The sequence below is a fragment of the Jatrophihabitans sp. YIM 134969 genome (assembly GCF_054456675.1).
The window spans coordinates 92,139-113,821 of record NZ_JBTJEQ010000004.1 but is presented as its reverse complement, the minus strand read 5'-3'; the positions used below and the strand labels follow the sequence as shown (position 1 = coordinate 113,821).

23 protein-coding genes and 1 tRNA gene are annotated in these 21,683 nt (G+C 71.8%); 9 read left to right on the top strand and 15 right to left on the bottom strand.

What is annotated here, in order from left to right:
• Nucleotides 1–6 precede the first annotated feature (6 nt).
• A complete protein-coding gene (locus ACXR2U_RS03985) occupies nt 7–411 on the bottom strand; it encodes a YjbQ family protein (RefSeq protein WP_458823630.1) in 405 nt (134 codons plus the stop codon).
• A 24-nt stretch (nt 412–435) separates the two neighbouring features.
• Between ACXR2U_RS03985 and rph the strand changes: the two genes are divergently transcribed.
• Together rph and rdgB are read left to right on the top strand one after the other, a co-directional pair.
• Nucleotides 436–1,164 carry a ribonuclease PH gene (gene rph, locus ACXR2U_RS03980; RefSeq protein WP_458823629.1) on the top strand — a complete coding sequence of 243 codons (729 nt, stop codon included), beginning with the start codon at nt 436–438 and terminating at the stop codon, nt 1,162–1,164.
• Nucleotides 1,161–1,766: an RdgB/HAM1 family non-canonical purine NTP pyrophosphatase gene (gene rdgB, locus ACXR2U_RS03975; protein WP_458823628.1), complete on the top strand. Its 606-nt coding sequence runs from the start codon at nt 1,161–1,163 to the stop codon at nt 1,764–1,766. The genes rph and rdgB overlap by 4 nt, the downstream gene beginning before the upstream one ends.
• A 71-nt stretch (nt 1,767–1,837) precedes the next feature.
• Here rdgB and ACXR2U_RS03970 read toward each other — a convergent pair whose 3' ends face one another.
• The 9 genes from ACXR2U_RS03970 to ACXR2U_RS03930 all read right to left on the bottom strand — a co-directional run bounded on the left by ACXR2U_RS03970 (nt 1,838) and on the right by ACXR2U_RS03930 (nt 9,578).
• A complete protein-coding gene (locus ACXR2U_RS03970; RefSeq protein WP_458823627.1) occupies nt 1,838–3,064 on the bottom strand; it encodes an aromatic ring-hydroxylating oxygenase subunit alpha in 1,227 nt (408 codons plus the stop codon).
• Between the two features lie 13 nt (nt 3,065–3,077).
• Nucleotides 3,078–3,407, bottom strand: coding sequence for a hypothetical protein (locus ACXR2U_RS03965; protein WP_458823626.1), 330 nt, complete (start codon nt 3,405–3,407; stop codon nt 3,078–3,080).
• Nucleotides 3,404–3,910, bottom strand: a complete 507-nt coding sequence (locus ACXR2U_RS03960) for a nuclear transport factor 2 family protein (RefSeq protein ID WP_458823625.1) — start codon at nt 3,908–3,910, stop codon at nt 3,404–3,406. The genes ACXR2U_RS03965 and ACXR2U_RS03960 overlap by 4 nt, the downstream gene beginning before the upstream one ends.
• 62 nt (nt 3,911–3,972) lie before the next feature.
• Entirely contained in the window at nt 3,973–5,298 is a 1,326-nt protein-coding gene (locus ACXR2U_RS03955) for an amidohydrolase family protein (RefSeq protein ID WP_458823624.1), read from the bottom strand.
• The gene (locus tag ACXR2U_RS03950) at nt 5,295–6,155 is read right to left on the bottom strand and encodes an ABC transporter permease (protein WP_458823623.1); all 861 of its coding nucleotides are present in this window, start codon (nt 6,153–6,155) and stop codon (nt 5,295–5,297) included. Before ACXR2U_RS03950 ends, ACXR2U_RS03955 begins: the two co-directional genes overlap by 4 nt.
• Nucleotides 6,152–7,213, bottom strand: coding sequence for an ABC transporter substrate-binding protein (locus ACXR2U_RS03945; RefSeq protein ID WP_458823622.1), 1,062 nt, complete (start codon nt 7,211–7,213; stop codon nt 6,152–6,154). The genes ACXR2U_RS03950 and ACXR2U_RS03945 overlap by 4 nt, the downstream gene beginning before the upstream one ends.
• Before the next feature lie 92 nt (nt 7,214–7,305).
• The gene (locus ACXR2U_RS03940) at nt 7,306–8,121 is read right to left on the bottom strand and encodes an ABC transporter ATP-binding protein (RefSeq protein ID WP_458823621.1); all 816 of its coding nucleotides are present in this window, start codon (nt 8,119–8,121) and stop codon (nt 7,306–7,308) included.
• On the bottom strand, nt 8,118–8,603 hold the full coding sequence (locus ACXR2U_RS03935; RefSeq protein WP_458823620.1) for a VOC family protein: 486 nt from the start codon (nt 8,601–8,603) through the stop codon (nt 8,118–8,120). Before ACXR2U_RS03935 ends, ACXR2U_RS03940 begins: the two co-directional genes overlap by 4 nt.
• Nucleotides 8,604–8,924: 321 nt before the next feature.
• Nucleotides 8,925–9,578, bottom strand: coding sequence for a GntR family transcriptional regulator (locus ACXR2U_RS03930; RefSeq protein ID WP_458823619.1), 654 nt, complete (start codon nt 9,576–9,578; stop codon nt 8,925–8,927).
• Nucleotides 9,579–9,799: 221 nt separating this feature from the next.
• Here ACXR2U_RS03930 and ACXR2U_RS03925 point away from each other — a divergent pair, with 221 nt between their 5' ends.
• Together ACXR2U_RS03925 and ACXR2U_RS03920 are read left to right on the top strand one after the other, a co-directional pair.
• Nucleotides 9,800–11,224, top strand: coding sequence for a gamma-glutamyltransferase (locus ACXR2U_RS03925; RefSeq protein ID WP_458823618.1), 1,425 nt, complete (start codon nt 9,800–9,802; stop codon nt 11,222–11,224).
• Entirely contained in the window at nt 11,221–11,985 is a 765-nt protein-coding gene (locus ACXR2U_RS03920) for an aspartate dehydrogenase domain-containing protein (protein WP_458823617.1), read from the top strand. Before ACXR2U_RS03925 ends, ACXR2U_RS03920 begins: the two co-directional genes overlap by 4 nt.
• 3 nt (nt 11,986–11,988) lie before the next feature.
• Here the strand turns inward: ACXR2U_RS03920 and ACXR2U_RS03915 are convergent, their stop codons facing one another.
• Together ACXR2U_RS03915 and ACXR2U_RS03910 are read right to left on the bottom strand one after the other, a co-directional pair.
• The gene (locus ACXR2U_RS03915; protein WP_458823616.1) at nt 11,989–12,534 is read right to left on the bottom strand and encodes a hypothetical protein; all 546 of its coding nucleotides are present in this window, start codon (nt 12,532–12,534) and stop codon (nt 11,989–11,991) included.
• Nucleotides 12,531–13,400: an NAD(P)-dependent oxidoreductase gene (locus ACXR2U_RS03910; protein WP_458823615.1), complete on the bottom strand. Its 870-nt coding sequence runs from the start codon at nt 13,398–13,400 to the stop codon at nt 12,531–12,533. Before ACXR2U_RS03910 ends, ACXR2U_RS03915 begins: the two co-directional genes overlap by 4 nt.
• Before the next feature lie 92 nt (nt 13,401–13,492).
• On the opposite strand from ACXR2U_RS03910, the gene ACXR2U_RS03905 reads away from it, so the two are divergent.
• Nucleotides 13,493–14,530, top strand: a complete 1,038-nt coding sequence (locus tag ACXR2U_RS03905; protein WP_458823614.1) for a class I SAM-dependent methyltransferase — start codon at nt 13,493–13,495, stop codon at nt 14,528–14,530.
• 44 nt (nt 14,531–14,574) lie between these two features.
• The gene (locus tag ACXR2U_RS03900) at nt 14,575–16,203 is read left to right on the top strand and encodes a Rieske 2Fe-2S domain-containing protein (RefSeq protein WP_458823613.1); all 1,629 of its coding nucleotides are present in this window, start codon (nt 14,575–14,577) and stop codon (nt 16,201–16,203) included.
• Between the two features lie 85 nt (nt 16,204–16,288).
• Here ACXR2U_RS03900 and ACXR2U_RS03895 read toward each other — a convergent pair whose 3' ends face one another.
• Entirely contained in the window at nt 16,289–17,260 is a 972-nt protein-coding gene (locus tag ACXR2U_RS03895; protein ID WP_458823612.1) for a CE1 family esterase, read from the bottom strand.
• A gap of 116 nt (nt 17,261–17,376) precedes the next feature.
• Between ACXR2U_RS03895 and ACXR2U_RS03890 the strand changes: the two genes are divergently transcribed.
• The 3 genes from ACXR2U_RS03890 (at nt 17,377) to ACXR2U_RS03880 (ending at nt 21,109) form a co-directional block, all read left to right on the top strand.
• The gene (locus ACXR2U_RS03890; RefSeq protein WP_458823611.1) at nt 17,377–18,849 is read left to right on the top strand and encodes a class I adenylate-forming enzyme family protein; all 1,473 of its coding nucleotides are present in this window, start codon (nt 17,377–17,379) and stop codon (nt 18,847–18,849) included.
• Nucleotides 18,846–20,069, top strand: coding sequence for an acyltransferase (locus tag ACXR2U_RS03885; RefSeq protein WP_458823610.1), 1,224 nt, complete (start codon nt 18,846–18,848; stop codon nt 20,067–20,069). The genes ACXR2U_RS03890 and ACXR2U_RS03885 overlap by 4 nt, the downstream gene beginning before the upstream one ends.
• 77 nt (nt 20,070–20,146) lie before the next feature.
• A complete protein-coding gene (locus ACXR2U_RS03880) occupies nt 20,147–21,109 on the top strand; it encodes an SGNH/GDSL hydrolase family protein (RefSeq protein WP_458823609.1) in 963 nt (320 codons plus the stop codon).
• Nucleotides 21,110–21,113: 4 nt separating this feature from the next.
• Here the strand turns inward: ACXR2U_RS03880 and ACXR2U_RS03875 are convergent.
• A tRNA-Leu gene (locus tag ACXR2U_RS03875) sits at nt 21,114–21,187 on the bottom strand.
• A gap of 22 nt (nt 21,188–21,209) precedes the next feature.
• Nucleotides 21,210–21,680: a thioredoxin-dependent thiol peroxidase gene (bcp, locus tag ACXR2U_RS03870; RefSeq protein WP_458823608.1), complete on the bottom strand. Its 471-nt coding sequence runs from the start codon at nt 21,678–21,680 to the stop codon at nt 21,210–21,212.
• Between the last annotated feature and the right edge of the window lie 3 nt (nt 21,681–21,683).

The following is a 21,683-nucleotide window of genomic DNA, read 5'->3' as shown; positions in this document are numbered from 1 at the left end:
ACCGGGTCAGCCGGGGAGGAAGCTGAACCGGACGGTGCGGGTGGCGTTGTCGACGTTGGTGTCGACGAGGCACACCGACTGCCAGGTGCCGAGCGTCATCGACCCGTCGACCACGGGCACGACGAGCGAGGGTGAGATCCAGGCGGGGACGACGTGGTCGCGGCCGTGGCCGGGGGAGCCGTGGCGGTGCGACCAGCGGCCGTCGCGGGGGAGGACGGCGTCGATCGACTCCAGCAGGTCGTCGTCGGAACCCGCGCCGGTCTCGAGGATCGCGAGGCCCGCGGTGGCGTGCGGCACGAACACCGAGAGCAGGCCGTCGGACTCGCCGCGCAGGAACGCCTGGCAGTCGTGGGTGAGGTCGTGGACGACGGCGCGGCCGCCGGTGGTGACGGAGATCGTCTCGCTGCGCATGCCCTCCACCGTAGGGTGAGGCGCATGGCTCGCCCCGACGGTCGCAGTGCCGACCAGCTCCGCCCGGTCACCATCACCCGCCACTGGCAGAAGCACGCCGAGGGTTCCGCGCTCGTCGAGTTCGGCGACACCAAGGTGTTGTGTGCGGCGTCGGTACAGACGGGCGTGCCCCGCTGGCGCAAGGGCTCGGGCCTGGGCTGGGTGACGGCCGAGTACTCGATGCTCCCGCGCGCGACCACGACCCGCAACGACCGTGAGTCGGTCCGCGGCAAGATCGGCGGGCGCACTCACGAGATCTCCCGCCTCATCGGGCGTTCGCTCCGCGCCGCGGTCGATCTCGCGGCGCTCGGTGAGAACTCCATCTCGCTGGACTGCGACGTGCTGCAGGCCGACGGCGGCACCCGCACCGCTGCCATCACCGGCGCCTACGTGGCACTGGCAGACGCCATCACGTTCCTGGCCGGCAAGAAAGCCCTGGCCAAGTCGCCCGAGGCCGCGCTGCACCGCTCCGTGTCGGCGGTGTCCGTGGGCGTCATCGACGGCGAGCCCCGCCTCGACCTCATGTACGAGGAGGACGTCCGCGCCGAGACCGACATGAACGTCGTCGTCACGGGCGAGGGCGACTTCATCGAGGTGCAGGGCACCGCCGAGGGCGCGCCGTTCAACCGGAGCGAACTCGACGCCCTGCTCGATCTCGCTGTTGCAGGGTGCAACGAACTGGCCGTCATCCAGCAGAAGGTGCTGTCGGCTTGAGTCGCATCCTTCTCGCCACCCGCAACGCCCACAAGCTCGAGGAGTTGCGGCGGATCCTCGCGCCGCTCGTGCCGGGCGTCGAGGTCGTCGGTCTGGCCGACGTGCCCGAGTACCCCGAGACCCCCGAGACCGGCGCCACCTTCGCGGCGAACGCTCTGGTCAAGGCCCATGACGGTGTCCGGCACACGGGTCTGGTCACGGTGGCCGACGACTCCGGCATCGCCGTCGACGCCCTGAACGGGATGCCCGGCGTGCTGTCGGCGCGCTGGTCCGGCCACGCCAAGGACGACGCCGCCAACAACGCGCTGCTGCTGGCGCAACTCGCCGACGTGCCCGACGAACGCCGCACCGCCGCGTTCGTCTGTGCCGCCACGCTGGCCGCACCGGACGGTTCGACCGAGGTCGTCGAGGGCCGGATGACCGGCCGGGTGATCCGGGAACCTCGGGGCAGCAACGGTTTCGGGTACGACCCGCTGTTCGTGCCCGACGGCTACGACGTGACGTCCGCGGAACTGCCGTCGGAGGAGAAGGACGCGATCAGCCACCGCGGCAAGGCCCTGCGGGCACTCGTGCCGTTGCTGGTGCCGCACCTCCAGTCCTGACGACAGGGGTCCGAGTTCGCGGTTCACCTCCGAGCCACCGCGAACTCGGACCCCAGTCGTGCGGGGAGGGGTCAGGCGTCGACGGTCTCGCCGACGGAGGCCCGGTACCGCCGCAGCAGCCACTGGTTGAGCTGGACGATCGGCTGCTCGAGGTAGGACAACGGACCGCGGCCCATCCAGCGCGAGGAGAACGCCTTCTGCATCGCCGACGTCGTGTCGGTGTCCTGGTCGATGGCGACCTGGCGCGCGAGGACCTGCTTGGCGTACGCCTCCCGGAAGCCCTCCTGCTCGACCGCGGCCTTCGGGTAGAGGTCCACCCGTCGCAGCGTCATCTTCTGCGCCGACTGCGGTAGGACGAACGACAACGCCACGAACGACGGCTGCAGGATGATGAACAGCGTCGGCATCACCGACGCGAACATGATGCGCGAGATCTGCTCCTCCGACAGCCCCTCGATGCGCGGGCTGAGCAATTTCTCGTCACTGCCCGTGGCGAGGCCGACCTCGGCGTCGACCAGGTAGGTCGGGTGCATGACCGCGCCGTCGACTTCCGGGTCGAAGTCGCAGAACTGGGCGAGCTTCGGCGGCGCTTCCTCGTGGATGCCGCGGTGTACGAAGGCCGTGTGGTACGGCTCCATCGCGTTCTCGTGGTGCAGCTTCCAGTTCCAGGGCAGGTCCTCGCGCACGGTCGTCGGCATGGCGACCAGCTCCGGCAGCTGGAACGCCGCGATCTCCTCGCCGAACGCCTTCAGCGACGACGCCACCGTGTCCGGCTGCGCGGTGAAGTTGACGAACACCAGGCCGTGGAACACCGAGACCGCGATCTCCGGCAGCTTGACCGTGCGACGCAGCTCAGACACCGGGGTCGTCTTCTGCATGAACGGCGCGGCGACCAACGTGCCGTCCAGGTCGTACGTCCAGTTGTGGTACGGACACACCAGCCGTTCGCCGTTCTGGCACGGCAGCCCCATCCCCGTGCCGGCGACCCCGCCGAACAGCGGGTGCCCGCGGTGCTGGCAGATCGCGGAGTAGGCGCGGACCTCGCCGGTGGTGTCACGCAGGACCACCACCGGTTCGTCCAGGATGACAAGGTTCAGCTGGTCGCCCGCGTTCGGGATCTCGCTGGTGTGCGCGACACACAGCCACTCCCGATCGAAGACCGCCCGCTTCTCGAACTCGAAGAACTCCTCGTCGGTGTAGGCCCTGCCAGGCAGGATGCGCGCGTCGGCAACCGGCCCGTCGCAGTCGACCGCCTCGGCGAGCACGTCCCTCGCAGCCGAGCGCGCGGCGTCCGTCAAGGAGGGAGCCGCGTCAGCTGGCATCGAGCACACCCCCGGGCACCAGTTGAGTCTTGCGCAGCTGGTCCTGCGCGGTGCCCGGCACCACGAGCTGGATCAGGGCGCCGTTGATCGCGCCCATCTCGTCGATGCCTTCCGCAACCTTGGCCTCGGCCGCGTACTCCTCGATGGAGTCGTAGTTCGCCTCCATCGTGAGGTGGTGCAGGCCGCCGAAGGCCGGGCAGAAGACGGTGTACGGCGTGAGACCGTGCTTCTCGAGCAGCTCGTTCTTCTGCTGCTGCAAGGCGAGGAACTCGCCGATCTTGCCGTACTGGACGTGGCGCATGACTTCGTAGCGGATCACGGTGTGTCGACCTCCCGGCAGACGGCCCAGCCCTTGTCGTAGGGCGTGGTGAAGTAGTTGGAGACGGTGAGTTCTGAGATGAGCCACGTGCCGTCCAGACGGACGAACGTGTTGTGGTACTCGCCGGCACTCCAGATGGCGGTGCCGTCGCGGTAGGTGCTCGGTTGCAGGTACATCCACGCGCCGGTGGCGGTGTCGCCGTCGAGCGCGATCTGGCTGTTGGTACAGAAGTGCGCGGTGAAGGGCATGCGTTCGACGTTGCGGTCGAACTTCTTCTTGAGTTCGTCGTAGCCCTGCGCACCCCAGGTCGGCTTGCCGAGGTCGCCCACGCTCGCCCAGCGGCCGTCCGGGGCGAACAGGATCGCGACGTGGTGACCCTTGTCCGCCTTCCGGTCGCAGGCGTACATGTAGTCGGTCATCAGCTGGTTGATGGCGTTCACCGACTCGAGTTCGTCGACCCTTCGTTGCAGCGTGGCGACGGCGTCGTCACTGATGGTGGTCACGGGTGTGGTGTCCTTCCGTGCGGTGGTGCAGCCAGACTCTTCAGGGAGAAGCGCCGTCGTACTCAGCTCCCCGCGGGGAGCAGCTCCTGGTCGCGCGTCCAGGCGGGGGTACCGCCCAGGAACACGCTCTCGATCGAGCGGGTGTTCGCGATGTCGGCCAGCGGGTCGGCGTCGAGGACGACGAAGTCCGCGTGCAGACCGTTGCTCAGTGCGCCGATCTCGTGGCCGTGGCCGAGCAGACGCGCCGGCACGGAGGTCGCGGCCTCGATGGCCTGCAGCGGGGTGAGGCCGGCCTGCACGAGCAGACCCAACTCGGTGTGCAGGGACTCACCTGGTGTCAGCACCGGGCTGGGTGTGTCCGAGCCCGCGCAGATGCGGACGCCGGCGGCGTGGGCCCGCCCGACGAACGCCTGCATGAGCTCGAACTCGTGACGCGCCGCCTCGGTCTCCGACCCGTCGTACTGCAGTTCACCCGTGATCGAGTCGTGGTGGTGCAGCGACGGGTCGCCCGCCTGCTCACCGTCGGGATCGAGGTGGGTCTCGAAGATGGCCAGGGTCGGTGTCAGGTAGGTCCCGCTGGCCACGAGCAGGTCGATGACGCGCTCGACCGGCGGCGAGTCGAGGTCGACGAACCGCCAGGGCTTCGACGACGCCATGATGTCGCGCGGCTTCGCCGGCAGTGCGTACAGCTGCGGGAGCAGGTCCTCGGGCACCAGTTCACGTCCGATCCGCACGTGCTCGAGCGCATCGATGCCGATCTCGACGGCCCGTTCGGCGGTCACGACGCCACCGACGTGACCCGCGACGCGGAGGCCGAACTCGTGCGCCGCGCGGATCGCCGCGGTCATGACCTCCTCGTTCATCCAGGCGTACACCTTGATGAAGTCCATGCCGGCGTCGTACTCGATCTCGACCAGGTCGCGGACCTCGACCGGGTCGTCGGTCTTCCACATGCCCTTCCACGGCCCGCCCGGGTGGCCGTCGAGGTTGGGGCCCGAGCCGAAGAAACGCGGCCACCGCTGCCCGTGCCGCTGCAACGCCTGGGTGGAGGCGAGATCCGGGCCGCCGGTGTCACGGACGGTGGTGACACCCCACCGGAGCATGGACTCCATGAGCGGCGGTGCGGCCCGGAACTTCCCCTCCACCTCAGGGTGGTAGGCCTCCGACGCGAAACCCGAGATGTGTGCGTGCGATTCGGTCAGCCCCGGGAGGATCCAACGTCCGCGCACGTCGACACGCGTGGCGTCGGCTGGCACGGGCGTGGTCGCACCGCCGAGCGCGACGACCCGTCCGTGTGAGACGAGCAGGACCGCGTCGCGGACCGGAGGGCGACCGTCGCCGGGGACGACCGTGGCACCGAGGTAGGCGACGGTGTCGGCGCCCGTCACGACGCCTCCCGCATCGACGGATGCCAGTGCAGCAGGCGGCGTTCAGCGGTGGTGGCGACACCGAAGAAGACGAGACCGAGCGCCGCACAGGCCGCGATCGACAGGAACAGGTCCGCGGTGGCGAGACTGTTCTTGGCCTGCAGGATGAGGTAGCCCAGGCCCTTGTCCGGTGAGACGAACTCGGCGATGACCGCACCGACCACCGTGGCCGGGGCCGCGATCCGCAGACCCGCCATCATCGGGACCGCGGCCGCGGGGAACCGCACCCGCCACAGCACCTGACGTTCCGAGGCGTTGAGAGACCGCATCAGGGTGATCATCTCGCCGTCGGCCGACCGCAGGCCGCTCGCGGCGCCGACGGTCAACGGGAAGAAGGCGATGAGGAACGTGACGATGACCTTGGTGCCCATGCCGAGCCCGAACCAGATCGCGAGCAGCGGCGCGATCGCGACGATCGGCGTGATGTGCAGGACGACCAGGTAGGGGTAGATCACCCGGCGGGCGACGCCGCTGTACGCGATGACCGCACCCACCAGCGTGCCCACGACGAACGCCGCCAGCAGGCCGAGCACAGCCTCCTGGACGGTGGTCCAGAGGTTGTCGAACAGGACCTGCGGCTTCTCGGTGAACGCGGCCAGCACCTCCGTCGGCGCCGGCACGATGAACGGCGACACGTCGCGGACCCGCACGATGGCCTGCCAGACCGCCAACACCACGACGGTCGCGACCAGCGGTTGGACCACCGAACGGCTCGCGAGCCACACGGTGCGGGCGCGGCCACCCCTGCGGCCCACCATCGGCCGGTCGTCAGCGGGCGGCAGACCCCGCGTGATGCGGGCCTCGTCGACGAGGGTCACGGCATGATCGCTGGGTCGGGAAGCGCCGCGGTGCTGAACGCCTCGTTCAGGTCGATGTCCTTCGGCAGCCACTCGGTGCCCTTGATGACGTCGTAGGTCGGCTGCAGCGTGGACTTGTCGAAGTAGAGCAGACCCTTCTGCTCGTCGACGTCGTTGACCCAGAACTGCTGCAGCAGCGGCAGTTCCTCCTTCGCCTGCGCGGCGTCGTAGTCCGGGTAGGTCTTGGTGATGAGGGCGACGGCGTCGTCGACGTTCGCGAGCGCCCACTGCATGCCCTTCGCGTAGCCGGTGAGGAAGGCCTGGACCGCGTCCTGGTGCTCGGCGAGGAACTTCTCGTTGGTGATGATCGACTGACCGACCGCGCCGACCTCACTGGTCTTGAAGACGACCGCCTGTTTGCCGTAGTGCTCGGTCACCTGCAGGGGGACGTTGGTGAGGAAGTTCGGCTGGCAGTCGACCTGCCCCGCGAACATCAGGGCGGCGTCCGCACCGGTCGCGACCCGCTTGATCGAGCCGCTGTCGACGCCGTTCTCCTCGAACCACTTGGTCATGATCGCGTCGTTGGCGTTGTTGCTCAGGCCGATGGTCTTGCCGTCGAGCGTGGTGGGGTCGTCGGCCGAGATGCCGGCGTCGGGGTTGCAGATCAGCCCGGTGGGTCCCGTGGGCTGGGTCAGACCGACGGACACCAGCGGCGCTCCGTTCGCCCGCGCGGCCATGACGCCCGTGGGCGGCGCGATGCCGATGTCCTGCTGGCCCGCCGACACCAACGTCGAGCCGCCCACCTCGGGGCCACCCGGCTTCGTCGTCACGCTGATGCCGCCCTCGGTGAACCACCCGAACTCCTGGGCGGCGAGGACGGGGACGTCGCCCGCGGTGGGGATCCAGTCGAAGACGAAGTCGACCTGGGTCGTGGGGTTGCCCGCGGCATCGGTCGTTCCCGAATCGGATCCGGAGGAACAGGCGGCGAGTGCCGCCGCGGCGAAGGCGGCGGACGACGCCAGGGCGACGAACCGCATCCCGCGCCGGTGCAGCGGCGCGGGCGGGGTGGGACGGGACATGCTCGACTCCTCGAGGGGTGCGGTGGAGGACCGGGCCGACGTCGACGGCGCCCTGGCGGAGGTGGATGGTGCGGGGTCCGGGGGAGGGTGGTTCAGACGCCGAGCGACTCGCGGACGCGGTGTTCGAGGTCGGAGAACTGTTCGGTCCGGCGCAGGGCCGGTACGCGCGGTTTCGGCAGGTCGATCGCGATCTCGTCGCGCACCTCGCCGGGGCGGCCGGTCAGCACGACGACCCGGTCCGACATGAAGACCGCCTCGCTGATCGAGTGGGTGACCAGGACGACCGCGGGTCCGTCGTCGCCGAGGATCCGCAGCAGTTCCAGGTTGACCTGTTCGCGGGTGATCTCGTCGAGCGCGCCGAACGGTTCGTCCATGAGCAGCACCGACGGCGACAGGGTGAGCGCCCGCGCGATGGAGACCCGTTGCTGCATGCCACCCGAGCACTCGTGCGGGTAGGACTCGGCGAAGTCCTGGAGGCCGACCCGGGTGAGCAGGTCGTCGATGTCCACCGCGCCCCGGGCCGCCGACCGCGGCGCCACCTGCAGCGGCAGGGCGACGTTCTCGCGCACCGTGCGCCAGGGCAGCAGCGTGGGGGCCTGGAAGACGAAGGAGAACTGGTTGCGGCGGCGGGCCTCCTGCGGGGTGAGCCCGTTGACGGTGAGCGTGCCGGTGGAGCGCGCTTCCGGCAGCAGGTCGGCCACGGCCTTGAGGAACGTCGACTTGCCGCAGCCGGACGGTCCGATGAGGGAGACCAGCTCGCCCGGCCGGACGTCCAGGTCGAGGCCCTGGAGCGCAACCAGCTCCCGGCCCGCCCGGTGGTACCTCACGCTGAAGCCGCGCGCCTCGATCGCCGCACCTGAGGTCGGCGCGCTCGCAGGAGCGTCGGCGTGCGGCACGGTGGCGGTCACGCCCGCACGCCGTACTGCAGGCCCTGCGACTCGCCGTAGTGCCGCAGCTCGATGACGTTGCCGTCCGGGTCGCGGACGTAGATGAGATCAGCCGGCCCCCGCGCGCCCCACCGTCGCACGGGTTCGCCCACCACCTCGAAGTCGCCCGACTCCCAGATGGCCCGCAGATCCGCGGGGGCGACTTCCAGGCAGAAGTGTTCGATGTTGCGGCCGTCGGCCGGGCGACGGGCATCGAGGTCGATGACGAAGGTCTCGCTGACGCGGACGCTCGGGAACGGTGCGGTCCCGGCCCGCCACTCGGCGACCCGTTCGGTCCGCAGCCCGAGCTTGCCGGTGTAGAACGCGAGCGCCGCCTCGGTGTCGGCGGTCCGGACGACCAGGTGGTCGGCTCCGAGGACCTCCACGGGCGCGCCAGGGGCCGTCGTCGCCGCGCGTGGGACGTGGTCGGGCGTGCGGGACGGCAGGGAGGAGACCTCGGACATCTCGGCGCCTTTCTGGATACAAAATACGATGTGAGGACAAGTGTGGAGCACGACCACGCTCAGCGGAAGGGGTTGAGACCTCCGTGACCGCGAGGCGCTGCGTCAACCCGCCATGACGCGGCAGAGGTGCACCGCTGATGAGGAAGACCTTGCACGACGCCCGTTTCACGGACGTTACGATTTGTTGCACGTGGTGCATCATCGTGCTCGGTGTGGTCACCGGCACGATGGCTCGACCGGAGGCAGCTCGGCGCAGTCCGTGAAGGGACGTTGTCGACGGATACAATCGCGGGCGACCGTGGCCGCCACGAGTGGCCCCGGTCAGTCGGCGCGTGGCGCCGGACCTCCCTGGTTCTCGTGGCGGGCGTCGAGGTGACGCCGCATGAGCAGGGCCGCGTAGTCGGCGTCCTCGGCCAGGACGGCCTCGATGACCCGCGCGTGCTCATCCCACGAGTGGTCGACCGCGGCGGTCTTGCCGCCGATGAGGTGGTGGGCCTGGTTGCGGGCCGACCGCAGCGTGTCGGCCAGGAAGCGTGACCCGGTCCACCGACCGATGGCCTCGTGGAAGTCCTCGTTGACCTGGTCCAGGCGGTCCAGGTCGTGGCGGGAGTTCGCGTCGTTGCCCGCGGCGAGCAACGCCGAGAACGCCGCCTGTGCCCCGGGATCCGCGCGTTCGATGACGTGGCGCACGGCCATGAGCTCCAGGGCGGTCCGCACCTCCCGCACGACGGTCAGTTCGTTCGGGTCGAGGCCGGTCACGGTGACGCCCCGCCGCGGATGCGACTGCAGGAGGCCCTCGGCCTCCAGGCGACGGAACGCCTCGCGCACGGGGATCCGGGACACGCCGAGCCGCTCGCACACGGCCGCCTCGGTGAGACGGCTGCCGGCCTCGAGTTCGCCGTTCAGGATGAGACGGCGCAGTTCGTCGACGGTGTCGTCGCGCAGCGACCGGTGGCGGGAACCGACCGTCGTCATGGTGCTCCTCGCGTATACAATTCGCGGACCGACGGCCGGCCGCTCGTGGTCACAAGCGTAGTGGGCCGCGGGGCCCGCCACGACGAGGTGGCCGCCTCGACCGTGAATCATCAGTCCACGTCGACCATGTCGTGCCCTCCTCTGCCGCGAGCCGCGATGCGGCGAGTGCGTCGACGCGGGACCGGGCCGAGCAGCTCCATGAAGAGGCGGATCCAATATCCATGACCACCGCCAGTGTCGCCGCCCCCCGTTCCGCGTCGCGTGACGCCCTCGCCCGCCGGAGCGTGGCGACAGGCACGCGGGGTGCGGTCGCGGCCGGCTCGGCCGCCGCGGCCGCGATCGGCGCGGGTGTCCTCACGACCGGCGGCAACGCCTACGACGCCGCCCTCGCCGCGGCCCTCGCCGAGATCGTGCTGCTGCCGCCCAAGTGCGGACTGGCCGGCGACGTCGTGGCGTTGCACGTGCGCGCCGGGGAGACGGCGCCCACCGCACTCGTCTCGATCGGGCCGTCCGGGGTCGGGGTGGGTGACGTCGCGGCGGCGCGCGGGTGGCCGACCCCGCTGACCGGCGGACTCTCGGTCGGGGTCCCGGGCGCTCCCGCGGGCTACGCCCGGCTCGCGTCGTACGGCCGGATGCCGCTCCCCGCGCTGGTCGAGCCTGCGGTCCGCATCGCGCGCCGGGGCATCGTCTGGTCGCCGACCCACGCCCGGCTCGCCGGTGAGGCCGACGCCGTGCTGCGGCGCCACCAACCCGAGGGCAGCGTGTACCGCCCGGCGGCGCGGCCGCGCGCGGTCGGCGAGACCGTGGTGTTGTCCGGCCTCGCCCGGGTCCTCGAGGACTTCTCCGAGCGGGGCGAGGCGCTCTTCACGGGGGAACTCGGCGCCGCGGTGGTCGAGTACGTCGGCCGTCACGGCGGCGTCCTGACGGCTGACGATCTCCTCGCCGCGCGCGCCGTCGAGTCGACGGCGGCGGCGACCCGGCTCGCTGACGGCCGCACGCTGTTCGCGACCGGCGCGCCGACCTACGGACCGGCGTTGCTCGGCGTCGTGGCCGAACGGGTGGCCGCCGGGTCGGCTACGACCGACCCCGAGCAGGCGCGGGTCGCGGTGGCGCGTGTGCGCGACGAGCCGCTCACCGAGGGGACCTCGACCGTGGCGGCCTGCGACGACGAAGGGAACGCCGTGGTGGTCGTGCACTCGAACTCCTTCCCCCAGTTCGGCAGCGGTCTGGTCGTGCCGGGTACCGACCTCGTCCTGTCCAACCGGGCCGGCCGTGGGTTCACCTGGCAACCGGATCACCCCAACGCCCCGGAACCCGGTCGCAGACCGAGTACGACGCTGCACGCGTGGGCGTTCCGCGACGGCGGGGATTGGGTGCTGGGCGCCACCCCGGGCGGAGAGCAGCAGGTCGGGTGGAACGCGCAACTGCTGGACCACCTGCTCGTCGACGCGTCGCCGGCCGGGCTCGGCGCGGCGCTCGTGGCTCCCCGCTGGGACCTCGGCACCGGGGTCGACCGCGCGGTCCGGCACGAGGGCACGGAGCTGCCGGAGCTCGGTGTGCGGAGTTCGCACACCGTGGTCCGGACCGGTGCACTGTGCAACGCAGCTGCGGACCCGCGGCTCGACGGCGGGGCGGTGGCGTGGTGAGCCTGTTCTCGGTTGGTCACCTGGGTCTCGGTGCGTTGGGTGGCGCCGTCCGTGGCGAGGTCCTGCGTGGAGCGGTCGCTGGGTGCGAACCCGGTCCCTGCGTCCGGTCAGGGTCCGGCGGTCCGGCCGTCGCGCTGGCGTCGCTCGCGACGGCCGACGCCGTGGTCGAGGCGGCCGGGGTCGACGCGGCACGCGCGTGGTTGCCGTCGTTGGTGGACCGCGGCGTCGACGTCGTGCTGTGCTCGTGCGCGGTGCTCGCGGACGACGCGTTCGCCGACCGCGTCCTCGGCGGCTCGGGACGCGGGCGGGTGATCGTGCCGGCCGGCGCGATCGGTGGTCTCGACCTGCTGGGTGCAGCCGCTCGAGCGTCCGACCCGCTCGCCACACGCGTGCGCCTACGGACGACCAAGACCCCGACCGCGCTGGGTGTGGCGGTCGATCGGCCGACGACCGTCTTCCGGGGCTCGGCCCGTCAGGCGGGCCTGGCGTTTCCACGAACCGCCAACGTCGCAGTCACACTCGGGCTCGCCACGACCGGTCTGGACCAGGTCGAGGTGGAGGTCGTCGCGGATCCCGCGGTGGTCCGCACCGAACACCTCGTCAGCATGCGGTCCGACGTCGGCGACTACGAGATCTCGGTGGCGAACGCTGTCGATCCGATGTCGGCCGGCCGCACCTCCCGGGTGACGGCCTGGTCGGTCGTGATCACACTCGAGGCGATCGCGGCCGGGCACGGCGCCGGCGTCCTCGTCGACCGGTAGGCGTCACAGCGGGGGCGGCTCGGGGCCGTCCGTCACGTCCGTTGCACTGGGCAACACCGCCAGGCGGAGCAGTGTGCGGCCGTCGACGGTCTCGTGGCGGGCGGCGAGCGCGGCGCCCCCGACCTGCCAGGTCAGCTCGGGTGGGAGCGGGAGCAGTTCGTGGGCCGACGCCGGTTCCGGTCGCAACAGCCAGGTCGTGGCGAGGTCGGGCGGGAGGCCCGCCGACCCACCGGTGCGGTCGTCGACCCACGACCGCAGGCCGGGGACGTGGTCGCCGAGCTGCCGGTCGAGCTCCGCGCGGCGGTCGCGGTGGGTGCGGAGCCAGACCTCCCGCAGGGCGGTGACGATCGGCACCGGCAGCACGAAGTACCCCAGGATCCCGGCCACGACGGCCGTGAGCACGCCCCACCCGACCTGCACGGTCAGCACGATCACCACGACGTCGAGCACCCACCCGGCCACGAGGCCGGCCACGAACAGGGCGGTCGGCGGGCGGGTGCGGCGGCGGGCCGCGACGACGTCGGTGACGTCGTACCGGGACGGGATCACGCGTCCTTCGTACCGGATCCCGGTCGCTCGAAGGCGGTCACGACCGCCGCCATGTCGTCGCCGCCGTGCCCCAGGTCGCTCGCCGCGGCGAACACGCCGGCGAGGGCGTCGACCAGCGTGGTCGAGACGCCGGACGAGGCGGCCGCGGCGCGGATGAGTCCGAGGTCCTTGCGGACCCCGTCGAGTTCGAAGGACACGCTCCAGTCCCGCGTCATCATCGCGCCGCCCTTGACGTGCGCGTACGGGGTGTCGACCGCGCCGCCCGCGATCGCGTCGAGGAACAGGTGCGGGTCGAGGTCGAGGCCCTGGGCGAGAGCGACGGCTTGACCCGTCGACGCCGTGATCGCAGCGACCCACGAGTTGCAGACGAGCTTGAGCGCGCTGGCCCGGCCGAGCTCGTCGCCGACCCAGACGGTCCGCGCACCGACGGCGTCGAACACCGGCGCCACCCGGTCCCGCAGCGACGGGTCGCCGCTGGCGAGCACGACGAGCTTGCCCTGCTCGGCCGGGGCCTTGGTGCCGAGCACCGGCGCGTCGACGAGGGCGAGGTCGTGCTCGGCCGCGAAGGCGGCGATCCGGGCCGTGCCGTCGAGGCCGGTGGTCGAGCTCTGCACCCAGACGGCGTCCGGAGCCGCCTCGGCGGCGTCGGCCAGCACAGCCAGGACCGAGTCGGCGTCGAAGAGCATGAGGACCACGACGTCGGCGCCGGTCACGGCGTCGGCGGCGGAGTCGGCCACAGTCGCACCGTCGGCCGCGAGCGGCTCGGCCTTCTCCCGGGTGCGGTTCCACGCCCGGACGTCGAGCCCCTCCCGCAGCATCGAGCGGGCCATGCCCGCGCCCATCGTCCCGGTCCCGAGCAGCGCCACCGTCGTCACATCAGCCCAGGTACCCGTCCGGAGGGGTGCCCGATCGGGCGGGGAGGGTGACCTCGCGCCCACCGCGGTCCGACACTGACCCGATGACCACGCACGCGACCGTCGTCGACCGGGTGGCCACCACGCTGCTCCTGCAGACCGAGGGCGCCGCGATGGTGCTCGGCGACCGTCTGGGCCTGTGGGCCGCGCTGGTCGGCCCCGGCCGCACCGTCGACGAGGTCGCTGCCGCCACCGGCGTCGGGGGCCGCTACGCGCGGGAGTGGTGTGAGGCCATGGCGGTGAGCGGCTACCTCGAACACGACGACGGCCGCTTCCGGGTGGCCGACGAGGCCGTCCCCGTGCTCGCCGACCCGGACTCGCCGACCTACCTCCTGCCGCTGCTGCGGCAGATCGCGGGCGCGACGGCGTCGCTGCGCGGGCTCGAGGCGGCCTACCGCAGCGGCGGCGGGTTCGGCTGGGCCGAGCACGACCCCGACGTCCGTGACGCACAGGGCTCCGGCAACGCCGTGGCGTTGCGCGAGGCGCTCCCACGGTGGGTGGCCGAACACCTGCCGGACGTGGCGGACCGGCTCCGGGCCGGTGCCGGCCGGGTCGCCGACGTCGGCTGTGGGCACGGTTGGGCGGCGGTCGGGTTGGCGCGGGCGTTCCCGGCGGCGCGGGTCGACGCGTTCGACGTCGACGGCCCGAGCGTCGAGGCGGCACGGATCAACGCCGCGGGCCTCGCGGTCGAGGTCCACGACCGCCCGCTGACGCCCGGCGACGGCCCCTACGACCTGGTCGTCATGGCCGAGATGCTGCACGACGTCCCCGACCCGGTCGCGCTGCTGCGCACCGCCGCCACCTGCCTCGCCCCGGGCGGCGTGGTCTTCCTCGCCGACATGGCCGGGGCCGAGACGCTGCAGACCCCCGGCTCCGACCTCGAGCGGCAGCTGTACGGCTACAGCCTGCTGATCTGCCTGCCCGACTCCCTCGCCACGCCGGGATCGGCGGGCACCGGCACCGTCCTGCGCCCCGCCGTGCTCCGCGGCTACGTCGAGGCGGCCGGGTTGGAGGTGCTGGCGCAGCCGGCGATCGAGCACGACAGCTGGCGGTTCGCCATCCTGGGACGCGCCGACGTCTGACCCACGGCCCGGTTCGACCGGCCGTGCGAACTACCGTGACGGTCATGCGGGTGACAGGTCTCGGACACGCGTCGGCGCTCATCGAGACCCGGTACGGCCGGATCCTCACCGATCCGTGGGTCAACCCGGCGTACTTCGGCTCCTGGTTCCCCTTCCCGGACAACTCCGGGTTGGACTGGGACGAGATCGGCACGGCCGAGTACCTCTACGTCTCCCACCTGCACCGCGACCACTTCGACCCCGAGCACCTCGCGAAGCACATCAGCAAGGACACCCGCGTGCTCCTGCCTGCGTACGCGACGACCGAACTGCACGACCGGCTCGAGGACCTGGGGTTCCGTCACTTCGTCGAGACGGTGTCCGACGAGGTCCTCGAACTCGACGGCGGGTTGCAGGTCATGGTGCAGTCGCTGACCTCACCCACCGACGGTCCGATCGGGGACTCGTCGTTGTGGGTGTCGGACGGTGAGCACACCGTGCTGAACCAGAACGACGCCCGGCCCGGCGCCCTCGACGCGTTCAAGGAACTGGGCCCGGTCGATGCCTACCTGATCCAGTTCTCCGGGGCGATCTGGTACCCGATGGTCTACGAGATGCCGCGGCGCGGGAAGCAGGCGCTGGGGGAGCAGAAGCGGGAGCGGCAGTTCGACCGCACCCTGCGTTACATCGACGAGCTCGGGGCGCGGTACGTGTTCCCCACCGCCGGGCCGCCGTGCTTCCTCGACCCGGACCTCTGGGACTTCAACGACTTCGGCGACGACCCCGGCAACATCTTCCCGGACCAGTCGGTGTTCCTCGCCTGGCTGCAGGAGCAGGGGCACGACGAGGGACGCCTGCTGCTGCCGGGTTCGATCAGCGACCTCGCCGTCGACGGCGCGCCGGTGACCCACCCGTTCGACCCGGCCGAGGTGTTCGGGGAGCGGAAGCCCGTGTACCTCGAGGCGATGCAGGCGCGGCGTCAGCCGGAGGTCGAGGCGGCCAAGGCCACCTGGGCGCACCCCGAACTGGACCTGCTCGCGGAACTGCAGGCCTGGTTCCACCCGCTGCTGGCCGAGTCGACCCGGATGGCGGCCGGCATCGACGGCGGGATCCGGATCGTTGCACAGGACACCGATCGCGGTGACGTCGACCTGATCGTCGACTTCGTCGCACGCGAGGTGCGCCTTTACACCGGCGAGAAGGTCCGCTACGAGTGGCGCACCCAGCGGGCGTACCTCGAACAGCTGGTCCACGAGCACGAGATCGACTGGGTCAACAGCCTGTTCCTGTCCTGCCGGTTCTCCGCCAAGCGGATCGGGCCGTACAACGAGTTCGTCTACACGTTCTTCAAGTGCCTGTCCGACGAGCGGCTCAACTACGCCGAGGGCTGGTACGAGGAGCAGGACGAGGCGGTCGCGGCCGAGACCATCGAACTCGACGGCTGGGAGGTGCAGCGCCGCTGCCCGCACCTCAAGGCCGACCTGTCCCGGTTCGGCAACGTCGAGGACGGCCGGCTGACCTGCACCATGCACGGGTGGAAGTGGGACCTGGAGTCCGGGCGCTGCCTCACCAGCGTCGGTCAGGACATCCGCGCCGCCCGTCTCGGTGAACCCGTCCCCGTCGGCGCGCCGGCGGAGCACCCGGCCGAGGACACCCCCGACGAGCGCGGCCAGCACGACGACGAGACCGACTGACTGCCGACTGGCTCACTGACCGAATTCTGTGTACTTCTGCGGCCAGGGGCCGCAGAAGTACACAGAATTCGGTCCTTCCGGGTGGTCAGCCCGCGGCGAGCGCCGCCCGTGAGGCGACGCCTGCGAAGAAGCTCCAGACCAGGTCGGCGCCGTCGGGGCGGCCGACGTACCGGGCTTCCGGCCAGATGTGGCCGCCCCGCGCCCACACCGCGGTCTCGAGGACCGTGCCGGCGGTGCACGAGGTCCAGGTCCGCACCGTGGTCTCGCCGGCGCGGGCGACGCTCGGCGACCCCACGCACTGGTTGCGTGCGGTCCAGGTCTGCTCGAGGTCGGCCAGCACGGTCGCGACCGGTTGCGGGTCCTCGTGGGTGGGCAGCTCGGTGTCGTCGCCGAACACCCCGGCGAACAGGGGCACCGGCACGTCCGCGTCCGGGCACTCCGGAGTGGTCGGGGTCGCGCCGATGGTGGCGATCGCGGCGTACCGCGCGGTGTCGCGGCAGGCGATCGCGTACGCCAACCGGCCGCCGTTGCTGTAACCGAGCAGGTAGTTCGGCCCGGTGAGGCCGAACTGGTCCCGGACCGCGTCGTCGACCATCCCGACGAACGCGACGTCGTCGAGGCCCTTGGCGACCGCGAGGCCGCAGCACCCGTCGTCGTTGTTCCACGCCTGCTCGTAGCCGACCGGGTAGACGAGCACGGCGTCGCCGGACGCGACGTAGGGGATGAGCCCGTCGCGCAGTGACTCCTCGCCGGGGGTCGCGTTGCGGCCGTGCAGGCCGATGATCAGCGGCGTCGACGGTTCCACGGTGGTCGGCGCCAGGATCAGGTAGGTGCGGGGCACGCCGTCCTGGTCCAGCCGGCCGACCGACACCGCCACCCCGGCCGGCACGACGACGCCCGCCGTGACGTCGGTCGGGGTGGTGGTCGGCGTCGGGAACGGCGCGGCGGACGGGCGGTCCCCGCCGGCGCCGCTCGCACCGAGCGCGAGGGCGACACCTCCTGCGACCACGGCGACGACCGCGAGCACGGCGATCGCGATGATCCGGAGGCGGCCCACGCACCGATCGTGGCAGAGGGTGGGCCGGGGCGTCGGGTGGCTCCCGCGGGGCGAGGTCTGTCTCACCCGCTGCGCCGGATGTGGCGCGCGCCGCCGGACGGGGCACAGTGGATCTCGTGTCCCGCGCCGACGACGCCGCCCTGCCGCCTCCCGGCGTGCTCGGCGACCTGGTCGAGGCGCGGGCGGGCGACACCCGCCCGTTCCTGGTCGATGCCCGCGACGGCCGGACCCTGACCTTCGCCGACGTCGCCGACGCCTGCCGTGGGTGGCGCCGCCGACTCGTTGGTGAGCTCGGGGCGCCGACGGGCGGTCGGGTGCTGGTGCGGTGCGCCGACCCGCTGACCACGGCCGTCGCCCTGCTGGGGATCGCGTCGTCGGGGCGCACGGCCGTGCCGGTCGACCCCCGCGCCCCCGCCTCGGACGTCGCTCGCAGCCGCCGGGTGTCGGCCGCCGACCTCGCCCTGACCGACGCCGACGACTCGGGCGCCGGGTGGCACCGCATCGACCGGGTCGAGCCGCACCGGGACGGCGAAACTTGGCTACCGACCGACGACGAGGAGCTGCCGATCCCGGCGGGCGGCGGCATCGCCCTGGCGACGTCCGGCTCCACCGGTGCCCCCAAGCTCGTGCAGCTCGACGAGCGGCAACTGGTGTACGTGGCAACGATGGTCGCCCGTCACAACGCGCTCACCGAGGACGACCGCGGCTACAACCCGCTGCCGTTGTTCCACATCAACGCCGAGGTGGTCGCCCTCCTGGCCTCACTGGTGTCGGGTGCAACGCTCGTCCTCGACGCCCGCTTCCACCGGACCGGCTTCTTCGACCTCCTGCGTGAGCACGAGATCACGTGGGTCAACGGTGTGCCGGCGATCTGGTCGATCCTCTCCGGCGAATCCGTGCCGGAACCCCTGCCGTCGCTACGGTTCGTCCGCTCGGCGTCGGCTCCACTGCCGGCCGCGGTCAAGCGGTGGGTCGCCACCTCGCTCGGCGTGCCGGTCGTCGAGAGCTACGGCATGACCGAGGCCGCCAGCCAGATCACCGCCACCCCGCTCGACGGCTCGGCGCCCGCGGGCTCGGTCGGTCGAGGGGTCGGCACCGAGGTCGACGTCCGCGACGGCCGGGTGTGGATCCGTGGACCGGGCGTCGTCACCGCCTACGCCGACACCCCCGACGCGCCGGCCTCGCACTACGCCGCCCGCTTCGACGCCGCCGGCTGGCTCGACACCGGTGACATGGGAACCCTCGACGCCGACGGCTTCCTCACTCTCACCGGCCGCGCCGACGACGTCATCAACCGCGGCGGGGAACTGGTCTTCCCCCGCGAGGTCGAGGAGGTCCTGCACGAGGACCGGCGCGTGCGCGACGCCGTGGTCGTCGGGCGTCCGGATCCCGTCCTGGGCGAGGTGCCGGTCGCGTTCCTCGTGGTGCAACCGGAGTTCGCGGGTGAGGCCGACCAGGTGGCCGACGCCGCGCGGGCCCGCTGCGAGGCGGGGCTCTCCCGGTTCAAGCGACCGGTGGAGATCACGGTCGTCGACGACCTCCCGCGTGCGTCCACCGGCAAGATCAAGCGTCACGAGGTGCGGGCGTGACCGAGCCTGCGGCGACCACGCGCCCGAAGCGGCGCGCGCACGTCCACGAGATCGACGTCGTGCGGGTGCTGACGTTCGCGAGCGTCATCGCCGTGCACACCGTCGCGAACGTCAACGCGGGCGACCTGGTGTGGCCGAACGCGGTGCTGATGATGCTGCACTTCACGCGCTCGGCCTTCTTCGCGCTCACCGGGTTCGTGCTGACGTACCAGTACCTGGGCCGGCCGGTGCAGACCCGGAACTTCTGGCGTCGGCGGCTGACGCTCGTCGGGGTCCCGTACGTGACCTGGTCGGTGCTCTACACCGCGCTCGACCAGGTCGACCACCCGGCGGCGTCGCTCGGGGCGTTCGTCCAGAAGCTCTTGTTCAACATCGGGGTCGGCGACGCCTGGTACCACCTGTACTTCCTGCTGGTCAGCATGCAGATCTACCTGCTGTTCCCGCTGATCCAGTGGCTGGTCGAGAAGACCCGCGGGCACCACCTCGCGTTGCTGGTCGCGAGCGCGGTGCTGCAGTTCGGCGTGCTGTCGGCGATCCGCTACGGCAACCCCGGTCCGGGTTGGGCCTCGAACATCGTCACCTACAGCGACACGATCTTCGTCAGCTACCAGTTCTACGTCCTCGCCGGCGCGGTCGCGGCCACCCGCCTGGACGAGATCCGCGCCTGGGTCCCGGCCCACACCCGGGGCATCCTGCTGACCGTGGTCGGCACGGCCGTCCTCACCGAGGCGTTCTTCGCCCTCGAGGTCGCCACCGGCATGGGTGCGCAGCGCGCCGCGACCGTGTTGCAGCCGGCGATGTTCCCGTGGTCGATCGTCGCGACGGCGGGGCTGCTCTCCCTCGGGGTGCTCTGGTCGCGGTCGCACGCCGCCGACTCGACCCAGGCGCGGTGGCTGCGCACGGCCTCGGACCGGTCGTTCGGGGTGTTCCTCGTCCACCCCGCCGTGCTGTGGTTCCTGCTGTGGCTCGCGAGCGACCGCCTGGCGGACGTCCTCACGGGACCCGGTGCGACGGTCCTCGCCTACCTCGTCGTGGTCGTCGGCGCGGTCGGGTTCACCGAACTGGCGCGTCACACGCCGGTGAGCATGCCGCTCACCGGCCGGCCCTCGCTGGCGGAGGTCGAACGAGCGGAGGTCGCGAAGCGCTCCGGACCGCGCGCGAGCGCGGAACCCGCGGCCCCGTCACCACCTGCTCCGGTGACCGACCGGGCTGAACGGTGACCGGCGGCCTGGGATGTGACTGAAACCGCTCCCGGCTCCTAGCGACACCACATCTCACGAGTGCTTCACTCCTCCCCGTGAGCCGGTCGCAGGTCGTCGCTCGCGGGGTCGCCCTCGCGATCCTCGTCGGCTGCGTCCTGTCGGCCGTCGCCATCGCCGCACAGACCGCGGGCCGAGATCGGTCCGGCGGGACGCCGAGCATGGCCAGCAACGAGAAGGTCCAGGTCGCGATCGCGTCCGGCAAGTTGCTGTTCGTGGGCGCCTCGTACACCGTCGGCCTCGGCGCCACCGCGCCGCGCGCGGGTTACGCGCCGGTCCTCGCCGGCAACCTCGACCGCCGGTTCACCGTCGCCGCGGCCTCGGGCACCGGCTTCCTCAACCCGGGCTCGCGCCACCAGGGCACCTTCGCCCAGCGCATCGAGGCCCTGCCCGCGGACCTCGACCCCCGCATCGTGGTCATCCAGGGCGGCCGCAACGACGTCGGCTACCCCCAGCCGGCGCTCCAGGCCGCCGCCCGCGACACGATCACGCTGGCCCAGCACCGGTTCGCCCACGCCCAGGTCGTCGTGATGGGCCCGATCCCGTCGGTCGTCCCGGTCAGCCCCCGGCTGCTGGCGACCCGCAACGTCGTCCGCGCCGCGGCCCGCCAGACCGGCGCGGGCTTCGTCGACCCGATCGCGCAGGGCTGGATCACCCAGGAGAACGAGAGGCAGTTCGCCGGCCCCGTGCCCGCGCACCCGAACGACGCCGGGTACCGCTACATCGCGAACCGGTTGCTCGTCGACCTGCCCGCCGCCCTCGAGCAGTCACAGCCGCCGGTCGACGCCCCGAGCGACGCCCCCTTCGCCGGCGCGACCACCCTGGCCGACACCACCGGTCCGGCCGACACCACCGACCCGGTCGGCACCGAGCCCGCGCCGAGCGAGGGTGCGGGGGAGTCGACGCCCCGGCCCCGTGACGTCGACGCGGGCGGACCGCCGCTCCCGACTTCCAGCCCGAGCCCGAGCCCGAGCGCGTCGGGGCGTCCGGGTGACGCCTGAACGGTAGGGCCGGCGGGAGTCGAACCCGCACTGTCACGGACCTAAACCGTGCGCCTCTGCCTGTTGGGCTACGGCCCCGTCCGGTGAAGCTTAGGGCGTCTCAGACCGCGAGCTTCTTGCGCAGCGACGCGACGTGGCCGGTGGCCTTGACGTTGTAGAGCGCCTGTTCGACCGTGCCGTCGGCGCCGATGACGAACGTCGAGCGGATGACCCCCGTGACGGTCTTGCCGTAGAGCTTCTTCTCGCCCCACGCGCCGTACGCCTCGAGGACGCCCTTGTCGGGGTCGGACAGCAGCGGGAACGTCAGCGCCTGGTCGGCCACGAACTTCGCCAGCTTGGCGGGCTTGTCGGGGGAGATGCCGACGACGTCGAGGCCGGCGCCGCCGAGATCGGCGAGGTTGTCGCGGAAGTCGCAGGCCTCCTTGGTGCAGCCCGGGGTCGCGGCGGCCGGGTAGAAGTAGACGACGACCCGGCGGCCCGCGTAGTCGGCGAGGGAGACGTCGTGACCCTCGCTGTCGGGCAGCGTGAACGCGGGAGCGGTGTCACCGGGAGCGAGGCGGGTGGCGGACATGGC

Bases quoted from the DNA above. Each gene is read 5' to 3' on its own strand.
- bcp (WP_458823608.1), bottom strand. From the start codon at position 21,680: ATGTCCGCCACCCGCCTCGCTCCCGGTGACACCGCTCCCGCGTTCACG.
- ACXR2U_RS03930 (WP_458823619.1), bottom strand. From the start codon at position 9,578: ATGACGACGGTCGGTTCCCGCCACCGGTCGCTGCGCGACGACACCGTC.
- ACXR2U_RS03925 (WP_458823618.1), top strand. From the start codon at position 9,800: ATGACCACCGCCAGTGTCGCCGCCCCCCGTTCCGCGTCGCGTGACGCC.
- ACXR2U_RS03945 (WP_458823622.1), bottom strand. From the start codon at position 7,213: ATGTCCCGTCCCACCCCGCCCGCGCCGCTGCACCGGCGCGGGATGCGG.
- ACXR2U_RS03935 (WP_458823620.1), bottom strand. From the start codon at position 8,603: ATGTCCGAGGTCTCCTCCCTGCCGTCCCGCACGCCCGACCACGTCCCA.
- ACXR2U_RS03900 (WP_458823613.1), top strand. From the start codon at position 14,575: ATGCGGGTGACAGGTCTCGGACACGCGTCGGCGCTCATCGAGACCCGG.
- ACXR2U_RS03905 (WP_458823614.1), top strand. From the start codon at position 13,493: ATGACCACGCACGCGACCGTCGTCGACCGGGTGGCCACCACGCTGCTC.
- rph (WP_458823629.1), top strand. From the start codon at position 436: ATGGCTCGCCCCGACGGTCGCAGTGCCGACCAGCTCCGCCCGGTCACC.
- ACXR2U_RS03985 (WP_458823630.1), bottom strand. From the start codon at position 411: ATGCGCAGCGAGACGATCTCCGTCACCACCGGCGGCCGCGCCGTCGTC.